The organism is Amycolatopsis sp. NPDC004747 (genome assembly GCF_053601335.1).
On record NZ_JBSGBQ010000012.1, the window covers coordinates 81414 to 96331 of the forward strand.

The 14918-nt window shown below is 71.1% G+C and carries 14 protein-coding genes; 7 read left to right on the top strand and 7 right to left on the bottom strand.

Annotated features, from left to right (window positions below; all coding sequences use genetic code 11):
- Positions 1-96 precede the first annotated feature (96 nt).
- Both ACWEGE_RS20860 and ACWEGE_RS20865 read left to right on the top strand, forming a co-directional pair.
- Complete coding sequence (locus ACWEGE_RS20860; RefSeq protein ID WP_449662096.1) at positions 97-1482, top strand: S28 family serine protease; 1386 nt, start codon at positions 97-99, stop codon at positions 1480-1482.
- Positions 1483-1542: 60 nt separating this feature from the next.
- Positions 1543-1932 (top strand): VOC family protein, encoded by a 390-nt coding sequence (locus ACWEGE_RS20865; protein ID WP_449662097.1) that lies wholly within the window; start codon positions 1543-1545, stop codon positions 1930-1932.
- A 675-nt stretch (positions 1933-2607) separates the two neighbouring features.
- Here the strand turns inward: ACWEGE_RS20865 and uvrB are convergent.
- Genes uvrB through ACWEGE_RS20880 form a run of 3 tightly spaced genes read right to left on the bottom strand, consistent with a single transcriptional unit; the run spans position 2608 to position 7138 of the window.
- Complete coding sequence (gene uvrB / locus ACWEGE_RS20870; protein WP_449662098.1) at positions 2608-4764, bottom strand: excinuclease ABC subunit UvrB; 2157 nt, start codon at positions 4762-4764, stop codon at positions 2608-2610.
- 46 nt (positions 4765-4810) lie between these two features.
- A complete protein-coding gene (locus ACWEGE_RS20875; protein WP_449662099.1) occupies positions 4811-5422 on the bottom strand; it encodes a carboxymuconolactone decarboxylase family protein in 612 nt (203 codons plus the stop codon).
- Between the two features lie 12 nt (positions 5423-5434).
- Entirely contained in the window at positions 5435-7138 is a 1704-nt protein-coding gene (locus tag ACWEGE_RS20880) for a DUF5685 family protein (RefSeq protein WP_449662100.1), read from the bottom strand.
- Between the two features lie 105 nt (positions 7139-7243).
- Between ACWEGE_RS20880 and ACWEGE_RS20885 the strand changes: the two genes are divergently transcribed.
- A complete protein-coding gene (locus ACWEGE_RS20885; protein ID WP_449662101.1) occupies positions 7244-7762 on the top strand; it encodes a DUF402 domain-containing protein in 519 nt (172 codons plus the stop codon).
- 20 nt (positions 7763-7782) lie between these two features.
- Here the strand turns inward: ACWEGE_RS20885 and ACWEGE_RS20890 are convergent, their stop codons facing one another.
- The gene (locus ACWEGE_RS20890; RefSeq protein WP_449662102.1) at positions 7783-8352 is read right to left on the bottom strand and encodes a TetR/AcrR family transcriptional regulator; all 570 of its coding nucleotides are present in this window, start codon (positions 8350-8352) and stop codon (positions 7783-7785) included.
- A 116-nt stretch (positions 8353-8468) separates the two neighbouring features.
- Here ACWEGE_RS20890 and ACWEGE_RS20895 point away from each other — a divergent pair, with 116 nt between their 5' ends.
- The gene (locus tag ACWEGE_RS20895; protein WP_449662103.1) at positions 8469-9491 is read left to right on the top strand and encodes an aldo/keto reductase; all 1023 of its coding nucleotides are present in this window, start codon (positions 8469-8471) and stop codon (positions 9489-9491) included.
- Positions 9492-9908: 417 nt separating this feature from the next.
- Here the strand turns inward: ACWEGE_RS20895 and coaE are convergent, their stop codons facing one another.
- Entirely contained in the window at positions 9909-11093 is a 1185-nt protein-coding gene (coaE, locus tag ACWEGE_RS20900) for a dephospho-CoA kinase (protein WP_449662104.1), read from the bottom strand.
- 155 nt (positions 11094-11248) lie between these two features.
- On the opposite strand from coaE, the gene ACWEGE_RS20905 reads away from it, so the two are divergent.
- Positions 11249-11488, top strand: coding sequence for a hypothetical protein (locus ACWEGE_RS20905; RefSeq protein WP_449662105.1), 240 nt, complete (start codon positions 11249-11251; stop codon positions 11486-11488).
- A gap of 121 nt (positions 11489-11609) precedes the next feature.
- Entirely contained in the window at positions 11610-11858 is a 249-nt protein-coding gene (locus tag ACWEGE_RS20910; protein WP_449662106.1) for a hypothetical protein, read from the top strand.
- A gap of 15 nt (positions 11859-11873) precedes the next feature.
- Here ACWEGE_RS20910 and ACWEGE_RS20915 read toward each other — a convergent pair whose 3' ends face one another.
- Complete coding sequence (locus ACWEGE_RS20915; protein ID WP_449662107.1) at positions 11874-12320, bottom strand: OsmC family protein; 447 nt, start codon at positions 12318-12320, stop codon at positions 11874-11876.
- A 165-nt stretch (positions 12321-12485) separates the two neighbouring features.
- Here ACWEGE_RS20915 and ACWEGE_RS20920 point away from each other — a divergent pair, with 165 nt between their 5' ends.
- The gene (locus ACWEGE_RS20920; RefSeq protein WP_449662280.1) at positions 12486-13103 is read left to right on the top strand and encodes a TetR/AcrR family transcriptional regulator; all 618 of its coding nucleotides are present in this window, start codon (positions 12486-12488) and stop codon (positions 13101-13103) included.
- Between the two features lie 70 nt (positions 13104-13173).
- On the opposite strand, the gene rpsA is transcribed toward ACWEGE_RS20920, so the two are convergent.
- Positions 13174-14673 (bottom strand): 30S ribosomal protein S1, encoded by a 1500-nt coding sequence (rpsA, locus tag ACWEGE_RS20925; protein WP_003098851.1) that lies wholly within the window; start codon positions 14671-14673, stop codon positions 13174-13176.
- Between the last annotated feature and the right edge of the window lie 245 nt (positions 14674-14918).

The window sequence follows — 14918 nt, forward strand, 5'->3', positions numbered from 1 at the left end:
ACAGCCGATTGCCGACCGGCGCCGGTTCTGTGAGGGTCCCACGGAGAGTTCGGGTCGGAGTTCGGGTCGGGGTTCGGTGTGCCGGGAGGGTGCTCGATGCGCAGACTTTTCACCGCGGGTGCGGTCCTGCTCGCACTGGCCGGCCTGGCGCCGGCGGCCACGGCGGCCCCCGACATCAAGGCGCAGCTGCAGCGGATCCCGGGGCTGACGGTCGTCTCCGAGGACGCGGCGCCGGCCGGGTTCCGGTTCTTCAAGCTGACCTACACCCAGCCCGCCGACCACCGACACCCCGGCGCGGGCACGTTCCAGCAGCGGTTCACGTTGCTGCACCGCGACTTCGCCGCCCCGACGGTCGCCTTCACCAGCGGCTACAACGTGAGCGGCTCGCCGAACCGCTCGGAGCCGACGCAGATCGTCGACGGCAACCAGCTGTCGATGGAGTACCGCTACTTCACGCCTTCGCGGCCGGAGCCGGAGAACTGGGCGAAGCAGCTGACGATCTGGCAGGCCGCCGCGGACGAGCACCGCGCGGTGCAGGCGTTCAAGGCGATCTACCCGGGCAAGTGGCTGGCCACGGGCGGCAGCAAGGGCGGCATGACCGCGACGTACTTCCGGCGGTTCTTCCCCGACGACGTCGACGCGACGATCCCGTACGTCGCCCCCAACGACGTCATCGACCCGGTCGACGTCTACAACCGGTTCCTCTCGCGCGTGGGCACCGACCCGGCGTGCCGCGCCGCGCTGAAGGCGATCCAGCGCGATGCGTTGAAGCGGCGTGACGAGCTGGGGGCGATCGCCGCGGCGGACGCGGCGCAGCGCGGGCTGACGTTCTCGATCGTCGGGTCGGCCGACAAGTCCCTCGAGATTTCGGTGATCGACTCGTACTTCGCGTTCTGGCAGTACCAGAAGCAGGCGGACTGCGCGACGGTGCCGCCGGCGGGCGCGCCCGCGGCCGACGTCTACGCCTGGTACGAGAAGGTGGAGAGCCTCAACACCTACTCCGACCAGGACCTGGCGCCGTACATCCCGTACTACTACCAGGCGGCGGTGCAGCTGGGTGCGCCCGAGGCGTACGACGGGTACCTCCGCGACCTGCTGCGCTACCCCGGCGCCGACCAGCCGAAGACGTTCGTGCCGTCGTCGATCCGCCTGCCGGGCTTCGACTACCTGGCGATGCCCGACATCGACTTCTGGGTGAAGTCCCGCGGCACCCGCCTGCTGTTCGTCTACGGGTCCGACGACCCGTGGGGCGCGGAGCCGTTCGAGCTGGGCTTCGGCAGCCGCGATTCCTACCGGTACTACGTCCAGGGCGGCAACCACGGGTCGAAGATCGCCCAGCTGACCCCGCCCGAAGCGGCGGCGGCCACGGCGACGATCCGGCGCTGGGCGGGCCTGCCACCGGTGTCGTCGTTCGCGGCACGCTCGGCCCCGGCGGGCTTCCCGGACTTCGACGCGGACCTGACACCGCGAGCGCGACTGTAACTTTTCTCAGGCCGGGCGTACTCTCACCACACCCTGACGGCCCGGCCTGAGGAGGCGCGCATGCCTCGTCCCGTCCACTTCGAGATCCACGCGGGCGACCCCGAACGAGCGGTGGCGTTCTACACAGCGGTGTTCGGCTGGAAGTTCGAGCGCTGGGGCGACGTGCCCTACTGGATGATCACGACCGGGGAAGGCGCCGGAATAGACGGAGGTTTGCTCCCCCGCCAAGGCCCGGCACCCGAGGCGTCGGCTCCGATCCACGGTTTCGTCAACACGATCGAGGTGGCGAATCTGGATGAGTCGCTCGGTGACGTGAACCGGGCGGGCGGGACGCTGGCGCTGCCGAAGAACCCGGTGCCGGGGGTGGGGTGGTTGGCTTATTGCAAGGATACCGAGGGGAATGTTTTCGGGATGCTGCAGCCGGATGAGGCTGCGCCTGCGCCGGAGTGAGCCTGGGGCGATTGGCGTTGGGTGGCGCTGCCGAGCGGCAGCCTTTTCGGAAGTTCGGCGCTGTGGTGTTCGCGGTTAGCCGGCGTTGGGATGCCCCTTCATCCCGATGCCCCATTGTGACTACGGCCGGCGACACCGCGTCAAGGCGGGAAAGCGTGCCTTGACCCGGCGCCGCCGGCCGTGTTGGGGCTTCGGATCGGGATGCCGGGTGGGGTGTGGCTGCCGGTTCCTGTTCGCGCGGGTCGTTTCGGGTGGATGCGTAGCGGGTTCGGGCCGGGGCAGGCGGAATGCGGCAGCGGAACGCGCCGCCTCGACTGGGCACCAGTGCGAGCCGGGGACCCGGGCGGAGTGAGCGGAGCGGGGCCGGATTCACTCAGCCACCTCCCCGCCCTTCGTCCGCGGCGGTCTTCCCGGCCTCCGGCCCCGGTCGCCTTCCCGGCCCCGGTCGCGCTCCCGGTCTCAGCCGCCCTCCGGGCCCTGGCGGCCCCCCTTCCTGCCCGGCCCCGGCGGCGGTCTTCCCGGCCTCCGGCCCCGGTCGCCATCCCAGCCCCGGTGGCCCTCCCGGCCCCGGTCGCGCTCCCGGTCTCGGCCGCCCTCCGGGCCTTGGCGGCCCTCCCCTTCCTGCCCGGCCCCGGCGGCGGCCTCTCCCCTCCTGCCCGTGCCCTGCCCCGGCCGCTACTTGATCCCGGCCGCGTCCATGCCTCGCAGCTCCTTCTTCAGGTCCGAGATCTCGTCACGCAGCCGCGCCGCCAGCTCGAACTGCAGGTCTCGGGCCGCCTGCATCATCTGGTCGGTCATCTGCTGGATCAGGTCTGCCAGCTGGGCGCGCGGCATGGCCGACACGTCCTTGTCCACCAGCATTCCCGAGCTGCGGACGCGATCGCCCTGCTCCGGCTTCTTGCCGCGGGAGGAGTTGCGGCCCGAGCCGCCCACCGAGACCTGCTCCGTGTCCTCCGCTTCGCTGTACACCCGGTCGAGGATGTCCGCGATCTTCTTGCGCAGCGGCTGCGGGTCGACGCCGCGCTCCTTGTTGTACGCCACCTGCTTTTCGCGGCGGCGGTCCGTCTCCTCGATCGCGTGCTGCATCGAATCGGTGATCTTGTCCGCGTACATGTGGACCTCGCCCGAGACGTTTCGCGCCGCGCGGCCGATCGTCTGGATCAGCGACGTGCCGCTCCGGAGGAAGCCCTCCTTGTCCGCGTCGAGGATCGCCACCAGCGAGACCTCCGGCAGGTCGAGACCCTCGCGCAGCAGGTTGATGCCGACCAGTACGTCGAAGTCGCCCGCCCGCAGCTGGCGCAGCAGCTCGACCCGGCGCAGCGTGTCGACCTCCGAGTGCAGGTAGCGCACCCGGATGCCCAGCTCCAGCAGGTAGTCCGTCAGGTCCTCGGCCATCTTCTTCGTCAGCGTGGTGACCAGGACGCGCTCGTCGCGGTCCGCCCGCTCGCGGATCTCGTGCACCAGGTCGTCGATCTGGCCCTCGGTCGGCTTCACGACCACCTTCGGGTCGACCAGGCCCGTCGGCCGGATCACCTGCTCGACGAACTCGCCGCCCGCCTGGCCCATCTCGTACGGCCCCGGTGTCGCCGACAGGTACACCGTCTGGCCGATCCGGTCGGAGAACTCCTCCCAGGTCAGCGGCCGGTTGTCGACCGCGCTCGGCAGCCGGAAGCCGTACTCGACCAGGTTGCGCTTGCGCGACATGTCGCCTTCGTACATGCCGCCGATCTGCGGGACCGTCTGGTGCGACTCGTCGATCACCAGCAGGAAGTCTTCCGGGAAGTAGTCGATCAGCGTCGCCGGCGCCGAGCCGGGACCGCGGCCGTCGATGTGGCGCGAGTAGTTCTCGATGCCGGAGCAGAAGCCGACCTGGCGCATCATCTCGATGTCGTAGGCCGTGCGCATCCGCAGCCGCTGCGCCTCCAGGAGCTTGCCTTGCCGCTCCAGTTCGGCGAGCCGCTCCTCGAGCTCCTTCTCGATGCCCTGGATCGCCTTTTCCATCCGCTCCGGTCCGGCCACGTAGTGCGTCGCCGGGAAGATCCGGACCTCGTCGACCTCCTTGACGATGTCGCCGGTCAGTGGGTGCAGGTAGTACAGCTTCTCGACCTCGTCGCCGAAGAACTCGACGCGGATCGCCAGCTCCTCGTACGCCGGGATGATCTCGACCGTGTCGCCCCGGGCGCGGAACGTGCCGCGCGCGAAGGCGATGTCGTTGCGCGTGTACTGCACGTCGACCAGCGCCCGCAGGAAGACGTCCCGGTCGAGCTGCATGCCGACCGTGAGCTTCGAGGAGCGGTCCAGGTACGACTGCGGTGTGCCCAGGCCGTAGATGCACGAGACACTGGCGACCACGATGACGTCCCGCCGCGAGAGCAGGTTCATGGTCGCCGAGTGCCGCAGCCGCTCGACGTCGTCGTTGATCGACGAGTCCTTCTCGATGTAGGTGTCCGTCTGCGCGATGTACGCCTCGGGCTGGTAGTAGTCGTAGTAGCTGACGAAGTACTCGACCGCGTTGTGCGGGAAGAGCTCGCGCAGCTCGTTCGCCAGCTGGGCGGCGAGGGTCTTGTTCGGCGCCATGACCAGCGTCGGCCGCTGGACGCGCTCGATCAGCCACGCCGTCGTCGCCGACTTGCCGGTGCCGGTGGCGCCGAGCAGCACGACGTCCTTCTCGCCCGCCTTGATCCGGCGTTCGAGCTCGTCGATGGCCGCCGGCTGGTCGCCGGCGGGCTGGTAGTCACTGACCACCTCGAACCGGCCGCCGGTCCGCGGGATCTCCGAGACGGGCCGGAAGTCGGACTGGGCGAGTACGGGGTGTTCGGTTGCGAAAGCCACGTGGACCAGAGTAGGCCGACCCACCGACAATTTCCGTCGGCCCTGGTCAGCGGGGGCGGAACACCGTGACGGAGGTGACAGCGGCGCCCTCGACGACGCAGTGGAGGACCGCGCCGGGGAGGGGGTCGTCGGTGAAGCACGAAACCAGCACCCGGTCGGGACCGGTCGCCTGGACCTCGGTGCGCGGGAACTCCGCCAGCACGTCGGCGACCTCGCCTTCCGGCGCCGCGAGGTGCGCGAGAACGACCTCGCGCGGCGAAGGCGGGGGCGGGATCGGCAGGCCGTGGCCTTCGAAGAGGCGGTTCAGCTGGTCGGCGGCGGAAACCGCACGCGGGAAGCCGGCGAAGGCCGCGGTTTGGACGACGACTTCGCAGATCTCGGCCGGCGACAGCCCGGAGGCGAGGCCGGTACGGAGGTGGACGCTCAGCGGCGGCCCCACCGTGCCGGCCGCGACGATGGCGGCGAGGGTCGCGGCTTCGCGCGTGCGGGCGTCGAGGGCCGGGCGTTCGTGCAGGTGGCCGTAGACCGTGCCGACGGCCAGCTCGCCCAGCGCCGGGACGGTGGCGAAGAGCGCGTCGAGGCGGGCTTCGCCGCCTTCGACGAGCTCGGCGAAGTTCTCGCGGCCCCGGTCGTTGAGGTGGGCCATCGGGTCGGTCATGGTTCTCCCTCTTCAGCAGCTGCAGTCGCAACAGCTGCAACAGTCGCAACAACCGTCACAGCCGCAGTCGCACCCGTCGCACGTGCTCACGGGCTTTCCGCTCCACGGGCCAGGGTAGGGATCGCGGCAGCAGAACTGGCAGGTGCAGCACATGTAGGGGGTGAGGGCGCAGCCGAGGAAGAAGTTGCGCTTCTTCGGCGGGACGGCGAACTTCGGGTACCAGAGGCCGCCGCCTTTGCCGTCGTGGAACTCGGGCTTGTCGCTCTTGCCGGAGTCGCCGGGGTCCTTGGGGTCTTTGGGGCCGCCTGGACCACCGGGACCTCCTGGGCCGCCGGGACCACCCGGGCCACCGGGTCCACCCGGGCCACCGGGTCCACCCGGGCCACCGGGTCCACCCGGGCCGCCGGGACCGCGGCCGCCGGGGCCGTTCGGACCGCCTGGGCCGCCGCCTCCGGGAGCGCCCGGCGGCGGGACCGGACCCGGCGGCGGGAACCCGTGCGGCTGCGGAGACCCGTTCCAGCCGGGCGGTACCTGGTGCGGGTGCTGTTGAGGAGCCGGACCGCGCCCGATCCAGCCCGGCGGCTGCTGGTGCGGATGCTGCGGCGGAGTGGGCCCCGGCCCGATCCACCCGGGCGGCGGCTGCTGTCCAACCGGGCCGGCCGGCCACGAGCCGCGCTCCGGTGGTGCGCTCGACTCGGGAGCCGGGCTTCCAGCCGGCCCCGGGCCGTGGCTGCGGCCGTGGCTGCGGCTGCGGCTGTGGCTGCGGCTGCGGCTGCGGCTGTGGCTGCGGCTGTGGCTGCGGCTGTGGCTGTGGCTGTGGCTGTGGCCAGCACCGTGGCCGTGGGACAAGCCGCCGTGGGAAAAGCCGTGGCCGAAAGCCCTTCGCACCGCCTGCCTCAGCTCGTGGACCAGCAACGCGTGCACCAGCGCCGGCTCGGCGAACTCCGCCTCGCGCAACGCCAGCTCCACCCCCAGCACCGCGTCGTCGCACAGCCGGCGGGCCTCCTCCGGGCCCGTTCCCGTCGCCAGCAACGGGTTCCACGCCCCGGCCGCCGCGTCCGCCGGGTAGTCCTCGACCGCGTCCAGCAGGTGTGCCACGCGCCCGAACAGGCGGCCCGCCTCGGCGAGCGCCAGCGCGTTGCCTGGCTTGCCCGCCAGCTCCGCCGTGCGCGCGAACGCCGCCGCCGTGGCCCGCTCGGCCGGTTCCGTCGCCAGGAGCGGTGAGTCGCCCAGCCGCACCGATGACTCCAGCGCGCCCTGGCCCTCGACCGCCTCCGTCAGCACCGTCGTGTCGAACCCCACCTGGCCGCCCGTGCGGCGCCCCTGCGAAGTCCAGTGGGCCGCGACCCGCCGCGCCGCCGCGGCCACCGGACGACGAGCGAACGCACCGTCGCCGTCCTCGACGTGGTCGCCGACCTTGGCCGCCGCCAGTACCAACGACACCGCCGCCGCCAGCTGGGCGCCCTCGCCGCGGGCCACCGAGGCCGTCCGCATCCCCCGCAGGGGGCACGGGCCCGCTTCGCGGCGGCCGTCCGCGCGGGGCGTCTGCGCCTCGACCAGCACGGAGATGATCAACCCGTCGTAGTTGGTGACCACCCGGGCGAACTGGCCGTGTTCGTCGCGCAGCGTGAGGCACAGCCCGCACAGGTGGGCCAGCCAGTCCTCGTGCAGGCGTTCGGCCAGCCGGTGCCGGCACGGCCTGATGATCCCGAACATCCCCGGTTTCCCCCTCGTTCCCGACCCTCGGCGCACCTTAGCCCGAATGCGTGACGCCGGTGGCGGGAGTTCGCGTTTCGTGACCGGCCCGGCAGGATGACCCGCATGGCCGCACTGCACCCCCCGAAGGTCGAGGTCTTCGACCCCGCCGCGCGCGCGAACATCGACCCGAAGGGCATCCTGCGGGAGGTGGAGGAGTTCCGCGAGGAGCCGTTCGGCCTGTACCTCGCCCGCCCGACCCCGGGCCGCGCCCAGTTCCACTACCTCGAGTCGTGGCTGGTGCCCGAGCTCGGCCTACGCTTCACCGACTTCTGGTTCTCCCCCGGCCACGAGCGCGACCAGGACTTCTACCTCGACGTCGTCCGCGTCCACCGCGACGGCCCCCACTGGGTCGCCACGGACCTCTACGTCGACATCGTGCTCAAGGACAAGCTCTCCCTGAAGGTCATCGACACCGACGAGCTCCTGGAGGCCCTCGGAGCGGGCCTGGTCACCGCCGCGGACGCCGAGTACGCGCTGAAGACCACCTACACCGCCGTCGAAGGGCTGGCCGCGCACGGCTACGACCTCGCCGCCTGGCTGGCCACCCTCGACATCACGCTGACCTGGCGGCGCCACCCCTGATCGGCCCGCCTCGCCGACCTTCAGCCGGCGCCGTAGCGGAGGCCGTCGACGAGGACGGCGACCATGCGCCTGGCCTGCCCCGGCTCGCGGCCGGGTACCGGCCGGCACAACAACGCGATCGCGTGCAGGAGGTCCTCGGCGCCGAGGTCGCCGCGGATCGCACCGTCGGCGGCCGCCGCGTCGAGCAGGGCCGTGAGCGTGGGACCCAGCCGCTCCATGAAGTAGCCGGGCAGCCCTTCGAACGCCGGATCGCCCGAGTGCAGGGCCGAGGCCAGCCCGCGTTTGGTCTCGAGGAGCCCGACGAACCGGTCGATCCAGAGCGCCAGCGCCCGCTCCGGCGGGTGGGCGGCGCTCAGCTCGGGGCCGGCGTCGGCGACGGCGTCGATCCCGGTCCGCACGACGGCCTTGACCAGGTCCGAGCGCTGGGGGAAGTGCCGGTACAGCGTGCCGACGCCGACGCCGGCGAGGTCGGTGATCTCCTTGGCCGGGGCGTCCACGCCGGAGGTGTCGAAGACCGTCCGCGCCGCCTCGATCAAGGCCTCGACGTTGCGCTGGGCGTCGGCGCGCCGACGCCGGGTCTCCTGGGTCACATCGCCCCTCTCGGTTGCCTAACCGGAAAGCCTTTCCGTATAGTTCCGGAATAGGTTTCCACTTACGGCCAGCGTACGGCATCCGCGCCGGCCGGCACCTCGGCGGGAGAGAACCCATGCAGTACCGCACCCTCGGCCGGACCGGGATCAAGGTCAGCCCGTACGCGCTCGGCGCGATGATGTTCGCGACCTCCTTCGGCAATCCCGACCCGGACGACTCCGCCCGCATGATCCACAAGGCACTGGACGCGGGCATCAACTTCATCGACACCGCCGACGCCTACGGCGACTCCGAAGAGGTCGTCGGCAAGGCGTTGCGGGGCCGCCGCGACGACGTCGTGCTCGCCACCAAGTTCGGCCGCCAGGTCGGCGACGACCCGCACCACCAGGGCGCGTCCCGGCGCTGGATCGTAACCGCCGTCGAGAACTCGTTGCGGCGCCTGCAGGTCGACCACATCGACCTCTACCAGCTGCACCGCACCGATCCGGCGACGGACGTCGAGGAAACGCTTTCCGCGCTGACCGACCTGCTCCGCGCCGGCAAGGTCCGCGCGATCGGCACGTCCCAGAGCCTCGCGTCCGACATCGTCGAGGCCCAGTGGGTCGCCGAACACCGCAGCCTGGCGCGGTTCCGCGCCGAGCAGACGGCCTACTCCCTGCTCAACCGCGGCGTCGAACGCGAAGTGCTGCCGCTGGCCCAGCGTTTCGGCATGGGCACGCTGATCTGGGGCCCGCTCGGTCAGGGCCTGCTCACCGGGCGCGTCCGCAAGGGCGGGCACAACGACCTGCGCCGGGCCCACCTGCTCAAGCACCTCAGCGATGAACGCCGGCTCGACGTCGTCGAGCAGCTCGTTCCGCTGGCCGCCGGAGCGGGCCTGCCGATGACCCACCTCGCGATGGCCTTCGTCATCGCCCACCCCGGCGTCACCAGCGCGCTGCTCGGTCCGCGGACCATGCCCCAGCTCGACGACCTGCTGGCCGGCGTCGAGGTCCGGCTCACCGACGACGTGCTCGACCGCATCGACGAAATCGTGCCGCCCGGTACCAACGTCGGCGCGCTCGACCAGAACTACCAGCCGCCGGCGGTACACGACCCGGGCCTGCGCCGCCGCCCGCTCGCCGAGCGCGCCGCGGCCTAGCCGGGTGATGCGTGAGTCCGGTTGGTGAACGATCCTGTTCACCTCCGCAGCGTGATGGCTGCGGTTGCTCGGCTGTTCCCGTTCTGCCGCGGTAGAGCGGGGGACATTGCTGCCGCGGCTTGGAAGAAGAGCATGTCCTCGCCGGACGGGCAGGCTCTGGGATGACCACGGCTACCGCTGTCTGCTCGGCATCTGGGGGTGGGCCGCTGGGTGGTCATCCCGTCGCCTGGTTGAGGCCTATCACTTTGAGCCGGGCCCGCAAGCTTGCGTCGTCTGGTCGTGTTGGTCTGTGGGTTGCGGGCCCGGCTCAAAGTGATTTGACGGCCTCAGGCGACGGGATGACCACCCAGCTCCGTCATTTGAGGGGTACTGGCAGGCGGGCGCGCTCTGGCGGCCGCAGCTCGAGGACATGCGTGCCTAAGGCGTCCAGCCGGTGGCCGCGGCCCACTTCTCCGCGCGGGCGAACACGCCGTTGACCCACTCCTGCTTCTCATCGGCGTAGGCCTCGACCGTGCCGTCGGCGGCGTGCGCCTCGGCCAGCCGCAGCTTGACGTCGCGGTAGTCGTCGCGCTCGTCCGGGTTCGCCCGCAGGAAATCGCGGAAGAGCAGCGCGAGCCGCCACGCCGGCGTCTCCTCCGACCGGACGTGCAGGTTCACCGGGCGCCGCGGGTCGGCTCCGACGTGGAGGCGCTTGGGCCAGATCCCGGTGCCGTCCTGGGCGTCGTCGACCCAGTCGCCCTCCAGCCGGGGGAAGCCGGCGTCGGCCAGCAGGCCGCCCAGTGTGTCCGCGTCGTCCAATGTGGACACCGTGAGCTGCAGGTCGAGGACGTCCTTGGCGGGCAGGCCGGGCACGGCCGTGGACCCGATGTGGTCGGCGCGGCGGCCCAGCTCCCCCGCCACGGCGCGGACCCGGGCCAGCACCCGCTCGGCCTGGGCCGGCCAGGTGAGGTCGTACTCGGCGATCTTCGGCGACATCGGCGGCCGCGGCCGGCGCAGCCGGACGTTGGCCTCGAACGGCACCAGCCGGTCCGCCCACAGCGCGTCGACCTCGGCGAGCACCGCGTCCGCGGCGCCGCCGTTGTCCAGCCAGACGTCCGCGACGGCCCGGCGCTGCTCGGTGCTCGCCTGCGCCCGGATCCGCGCCCGCGCGTCCTCCTCGGCCATTCCGCGGGCCGAGACCAGCCGCCGCACCCGCACCTCGACCGGCGCGTCGACGACCACGACCAGGTGGTAGACGGTCGCGAGGCCGTTTTCGACCAGCAGCGGGATGTCGTGGACGATGATCGCGTCCGGCTTCGCGGCCGCCATCAGCTCCCCGGTCCGGGCGCCGACCAGCGGGTGCACGATCGCGTTCAGCCGGTGCCGCGACTCGTCGTCGGCGAACGCCTTCGCGGCGAGCGCGGGCCGGTCGAGCGAGCCGTCCGCGGCCAGGATGTCCTCGCCGAACTCCGCCACCAGCCGGGCCAGCCCCTCGGTCCCCGGCTCGACCACCTCGCGGGCGATCCGGTCGGAGTCCACCAGCACCGCGCCGTGTTCGGCGAGCCGGTTCGCCACGGTCGACTTCCCGGCCCCGATCCCACCCGTCAACCCCACGCGCAACATGCCGATCACCCTAGTCACGCCGAGGTCGCACCCGCCGTGGACACGTCCGGTCGGATCTGCGCCATTTGTGTGACAGGTGGGAAATTCTCGTAACAGAGACCTGGTCCGGTCGACATCCCCGACAGGGATGCGTCATCGAGGGGGAACTCGTGGGCATGACGAAGATCAGGAGACCGGCCGCCGCCGTGCTCTGCGCGGGCGGGCTTGCCGTGGCCGCGCCGGAAGCCGCGGCGGCACCGCCGGCACCACCGAGCGTCGCCGCGCCGACGGCACACTGCCTGTCCGGGGTCATGCGGGTGCAGGTCACCTTCCGGCACACACCGTTCCGGCGGCTGTACGTCGTGCAGAGCGCGTGGACGCCGTTCACCACGTCGCCCTGCCCCAAAAGCGGGTGATCCGCAAGCCGATCGTGACGCGTGACTCAACCGATATCCGGACACGCCGTGTTGCTTACCCACCCGCAACCGCGCCGGTGCGTACGGTGCCCGCGAAGAGCGTTGCCCACGCGGAGGAACGATGGCGGACAGCAAGCACGTCGGGAGGCACCGGCTCGGCACGCCGGGGCTGGTGCACTGCCTCGTCCATCTTTCGGTGGCCGAGGCACTGGCCGGCCACCAGCGGACCTGGCTGAACACCCTGCTGGTCCCGGCCAGGCACAGCTTCGCCGGCCTCCGCCGCAGGGCTCGCGCGGCCGCGCTCGAGCGGATCTGGGTGCCGTCGGTGAGCCCGGCCGTCCCGCGCGCGGTGACCGTGCGCGCCGCCTGAGCTCCCTGAGCCGGGTCAGCGCCCGGTTTCGCGCGTCTCGATCGCGATCTCCGACGACAGCGTCCGGTGCACCGGGCACTTGTCGGCGATCAGCATGAGCCGGGCGCGCTGATCGTCGTCGAGGTCGCCTTCGAGCTCGATCTCGCGGGTGATCCGGCTGAGCAGGCCGCGCTCGGTTTCGCAGCGCGCGCAGTCTTCGGCGTGGATGCGGTCGTGGCGCAGCCGGACCGTCGCCCTGGTCAGCGGGATGCCCTTGCGGTCGGCGTACATCCGCAGCGTGATCGCGGTGCACGAACCCAGCGACGCGAGCAGCAGCTCGTACGGGTTCGGTCCGGCGTCGGCGCCCCCGGCCTCGACCGGCTCGTCGACGAGCAGCGTGTGGGTCGCCGTGGTCACCTCTTGCGTGTACGTGCCGTCGCCGCTCGCGGTGACGACGACGGTGCCGGGCTGGGGGTGATCCATCCGCCTGAAGTCCTCTCGGGTTGCGGGAGGTGGCCGATCCGGACATCCGGCGCATTCCCAAGACGCGGCGGATATCGTATCTTCTGCTGCGAGTGGGTGATCCGGACGCCGCCCCGCGCCCGGCTGCCGCAAAGGGGGTGTGCCGTGGCTACCAGGCACTTGCCGATGCGCCCGGCCGATCAGGGTGGCCGCGAGCGCTACCTCGACGCCGCGCTGTCCGTGCTCGTGGACCGGGGCGTGCCGGGGCTGACCGTGCGCGGTGTCGCCGAGGCGGCCGGCGCGTCGACGCTCTCGGTCTACGCCCGCTTCGGCGGCCGCACCGGCCTGCTCGACGCCTTGTACGAACGCACCTTCGATTCGCTGCGCGAGCTGCTGGAAGGCCAGCCGCCCTCGAGCGAAGACGGCGTTGCGGACCTGCTGCACCTCGCGCTGGAGTACCGGAACTTCGCCCGGGAGAGCCCGACCCGCTACGCGCTGATGTTCGAGCGCCCGGTGCCCGGGTTCGACCCGGATCCGGCGCTGCGGTCAGCGGTGCTGCGGACGACGTTCAGCCTGCTCATCGGGCGGGTCCAGCGGGTCTGCCCGCCGGGTGCGGACGCCCGGTCGGCGGCCTACCACCTGTGGACGGCCATCCACGGCCTGGTCGGCGCCGAACTGCTGATGGCCTCGCGGCGGCCGCTGCCGGACTGGTTCATCCCGCCGACCGACGAGGCGCACGAGGCGATGTACCGCCAAGGCGTCACCGCGATGATGACCGGCCTCGGCTTCCGCAACCACCACTGACCCGGACAACCGAAGAGCCCCCGGTCCACAGCGGACCGGGGGCTCTTCGTTCGGCTCAGAGAGCTAGTGCTCACGCACCGCCGGAGAGCTTCTCGCGGAGCGCCGCGAGCTGCTCGTCGGAGGCGAGGGTGCCACCGCTGCTCTTGGAGTCGGCCGGGGCCGAGCCCGAGGTGTAGCTTTCCGCGCCACCCTCGATGCCGGTCGCCGCGTCGGCCGCCGCTTCGGCGTCCGCCTCGACGGCCTTCTGGACCTGCTTCATGTGGGCCTCGTAACGGGTGTGCGCCTCGGCGTACTGGCGCTCCCACTCCTCACGCTGCTTGTCGAAGCCTTCCTGCCACTCCTGGGTGTCCGGGTCGAAGCCTTCGGGGTAGATGTAGTTGCCCTCGGCGTCGTACTCGGCGGCCATGCCGTACTGGGTCGGGTCGAACTCGGTGTCCGGCGTGACACCCTCGTTCGCCTGCTTCAGCGACAGCGAGATGCGACGGCGCTCGAGGTCGATGTCGATGACCTTGACCATGACGTCGCCGTTGACCTGGACGACCTGCTCCGGGATCTCCACGTGGCGCTCGGCCAGCTCGGAGATGTGGACCAGGCCCTCGATGCCCTCTTCGACGCGGACGAACGCACCGAACGGAACCAGCTTGGTGACCTTGCCCGGCACGATCTGGCCGATCGCGTGGGTGCGGGCGAACTGGCGCCACGGGTCTTCCTGGGTCGCCTTCAGCGACAGCGAGACGCGCTCGCGGTCCATGTCGACGTCCAGGACCTCGACCGTGACCTCCTGGCCGACCTCGACGACCTCGGACGGGTGGTCGATGTGCTTCCAGGACAGCTCGGAGACGTGCACCAGGCCGTCGACGCCACCCAGGTCCACGAAGGCACCGAAGTTGACGATGGACGACACGACGCCCTTGCGGACCTGGCCCTTGGCGAGCGCGTTGAGGAACTCGCTGCGCACCTCGGACTGGGTCTGCTCCAGGTAGGCGCGGCGGGACAGGACCACGTTGTTGCGGTTCTTGTCCAGCTCGATGATCTTCGCCTCGAGCTCGCGGCCGACGTACGGCTGCAGGTCGCGCACGCGGCGCATCTCGACCAGGGACGCGGGGAGGAAGCCGCGCAGGCCGATGTCCAGGATGAGGCCGCCCTTGACGACCTCGATGACGGTGCCCTTGACGGGCTCGTCCTTCTCCTTGAGCTCCTCGATCGTGCCCCAGGCGCGCTCGTACTGCGCGCGCTTCTTGGACAGGATCAGACGGCCTTCCTTGTCCTCCTTTTGGAGAACCAGGGCTTCGACCTCATCGCCGACGGTGACAACCTCAGCCGGGTCGACATCGTGCTTGATGGAGAGCTCACGCGAGGGGATGACACCCTCGGTCTTGTAGCCGATGTCGAGCAGGACCTCGTCGCGGTCGACCTTGACGATGGTGCCCTCGACGATGTCGCCATCGTTGAAGTACTTGATCGTCTTGTCGATCGCCGCGAGGAAGTCTTCCTCCGACCCGATGTCGTTGATGGCGACCTGCTGGGGCCCGGTGGGGGCGGTCGGGGCGGTGGCGGTGTCGGTGGTCATTAGGCGGGTTGCTCCGGTGGATGGGAATCGAGGGTTGGCAGTTGTCGGCGCGATGGGCGGCATACGACGACCCTGCAAGCAAACGTCCACCAGTGAACGACCGCGGCATGACCCCGCATACGGTGCGCGACCCGAGTCCCAACCAGAAGCTGAGCGGAAGGCAGCGCGAACCCACTGCGCTAACACTTATCCTACGCGGCAGCCGCTAGGCGGCACAATCAGGGTCCCCCTGGCTCGCTAAGGTC

Coding starts and splice junctions, on each gene's coding strand:
- rpsA (WP_003098851.1), bottom strand. CDS start 14,673: ATGACCACCGACACCGCCACCGCCCCGACCGCCCCCACCGGGCCCCAG.
- ACWEGE_RS20905 (WP_449662105.1), top strand. CDS start 11,249: ATGACGAAGATCAGGAGACCGGCCGCCGCCGTGCTCTGCGCGGGCGGG.
- ACWEGE_RS20915 (WP_449662107.1), bottom strand. CDS start 12,320: ATGGATCACCCCCAGCCCGGCACCGTCGTCGTCACCGCGAGCGGCGAC.
- ACWEGE_RS20885 (WP_449662101.1), top strand. CDS start 7,244: ATGGCCGCACTGCACCCCCCGAAGGTCGAGGTCTTCGACCCCGCCGCG.
- ACWEGE_RS20910 (WP_449662106.1), top strand. CDS start 11,610: ATGGCGGACAGCAAGCACGTCGGGAGGCACCGGCTCGGCACGCCGGGG.
- ACWEGE_RS20920 (WP_449662280.1), top strand. CDS start 12,486: ATGCGCCCGGCCGATCAGGGTGGCCGCGAGCGCTACCTCGACGCCGCG.
- ACWEGE_RS20880 (WP_449662100.1), bottom strand. CDS start 7,138: ATGTTCGGGATCATCAGGCCGTGCCGGCACCGGCTGGCCGAACGCCTG.
- ACWEGE_RS20895 (WP_449662103.1), top strand. CDS start 8,469: ATGCAGTACCGCACCCTCGGCCGGACCGGGATCAAGGTCAGCCCGTAC.
- coaE (WP_449662104.1), bottom strand. CDS start 11,093: ATGTTGCGCGTGGGGTTGACGGGTGGGATCGGGGCCGGGAAGTCGACC.
- ACWEGE_RS20875 (WP_449662099.1), bottom strand. CDS start 5,422: ATGACCGACCCGATGGCCCACCTCAACGACCGGGGCCGCGAGAACTTC.
- ACWEGE_RS20860 (WP_449662096.1), top strand. CDS start 97: ATGCGCAGACTTTTCACCGCGGGTGCGGTCCTGCTCGCACTGGCCGGC.
- ACWEGE_RS20865 (WP_449662097.1), top strand. CDS start 1,543: ATGCCTCGTCCCGTCCACTTCGAGATCCACGCGGGCGACCCCGAACGA.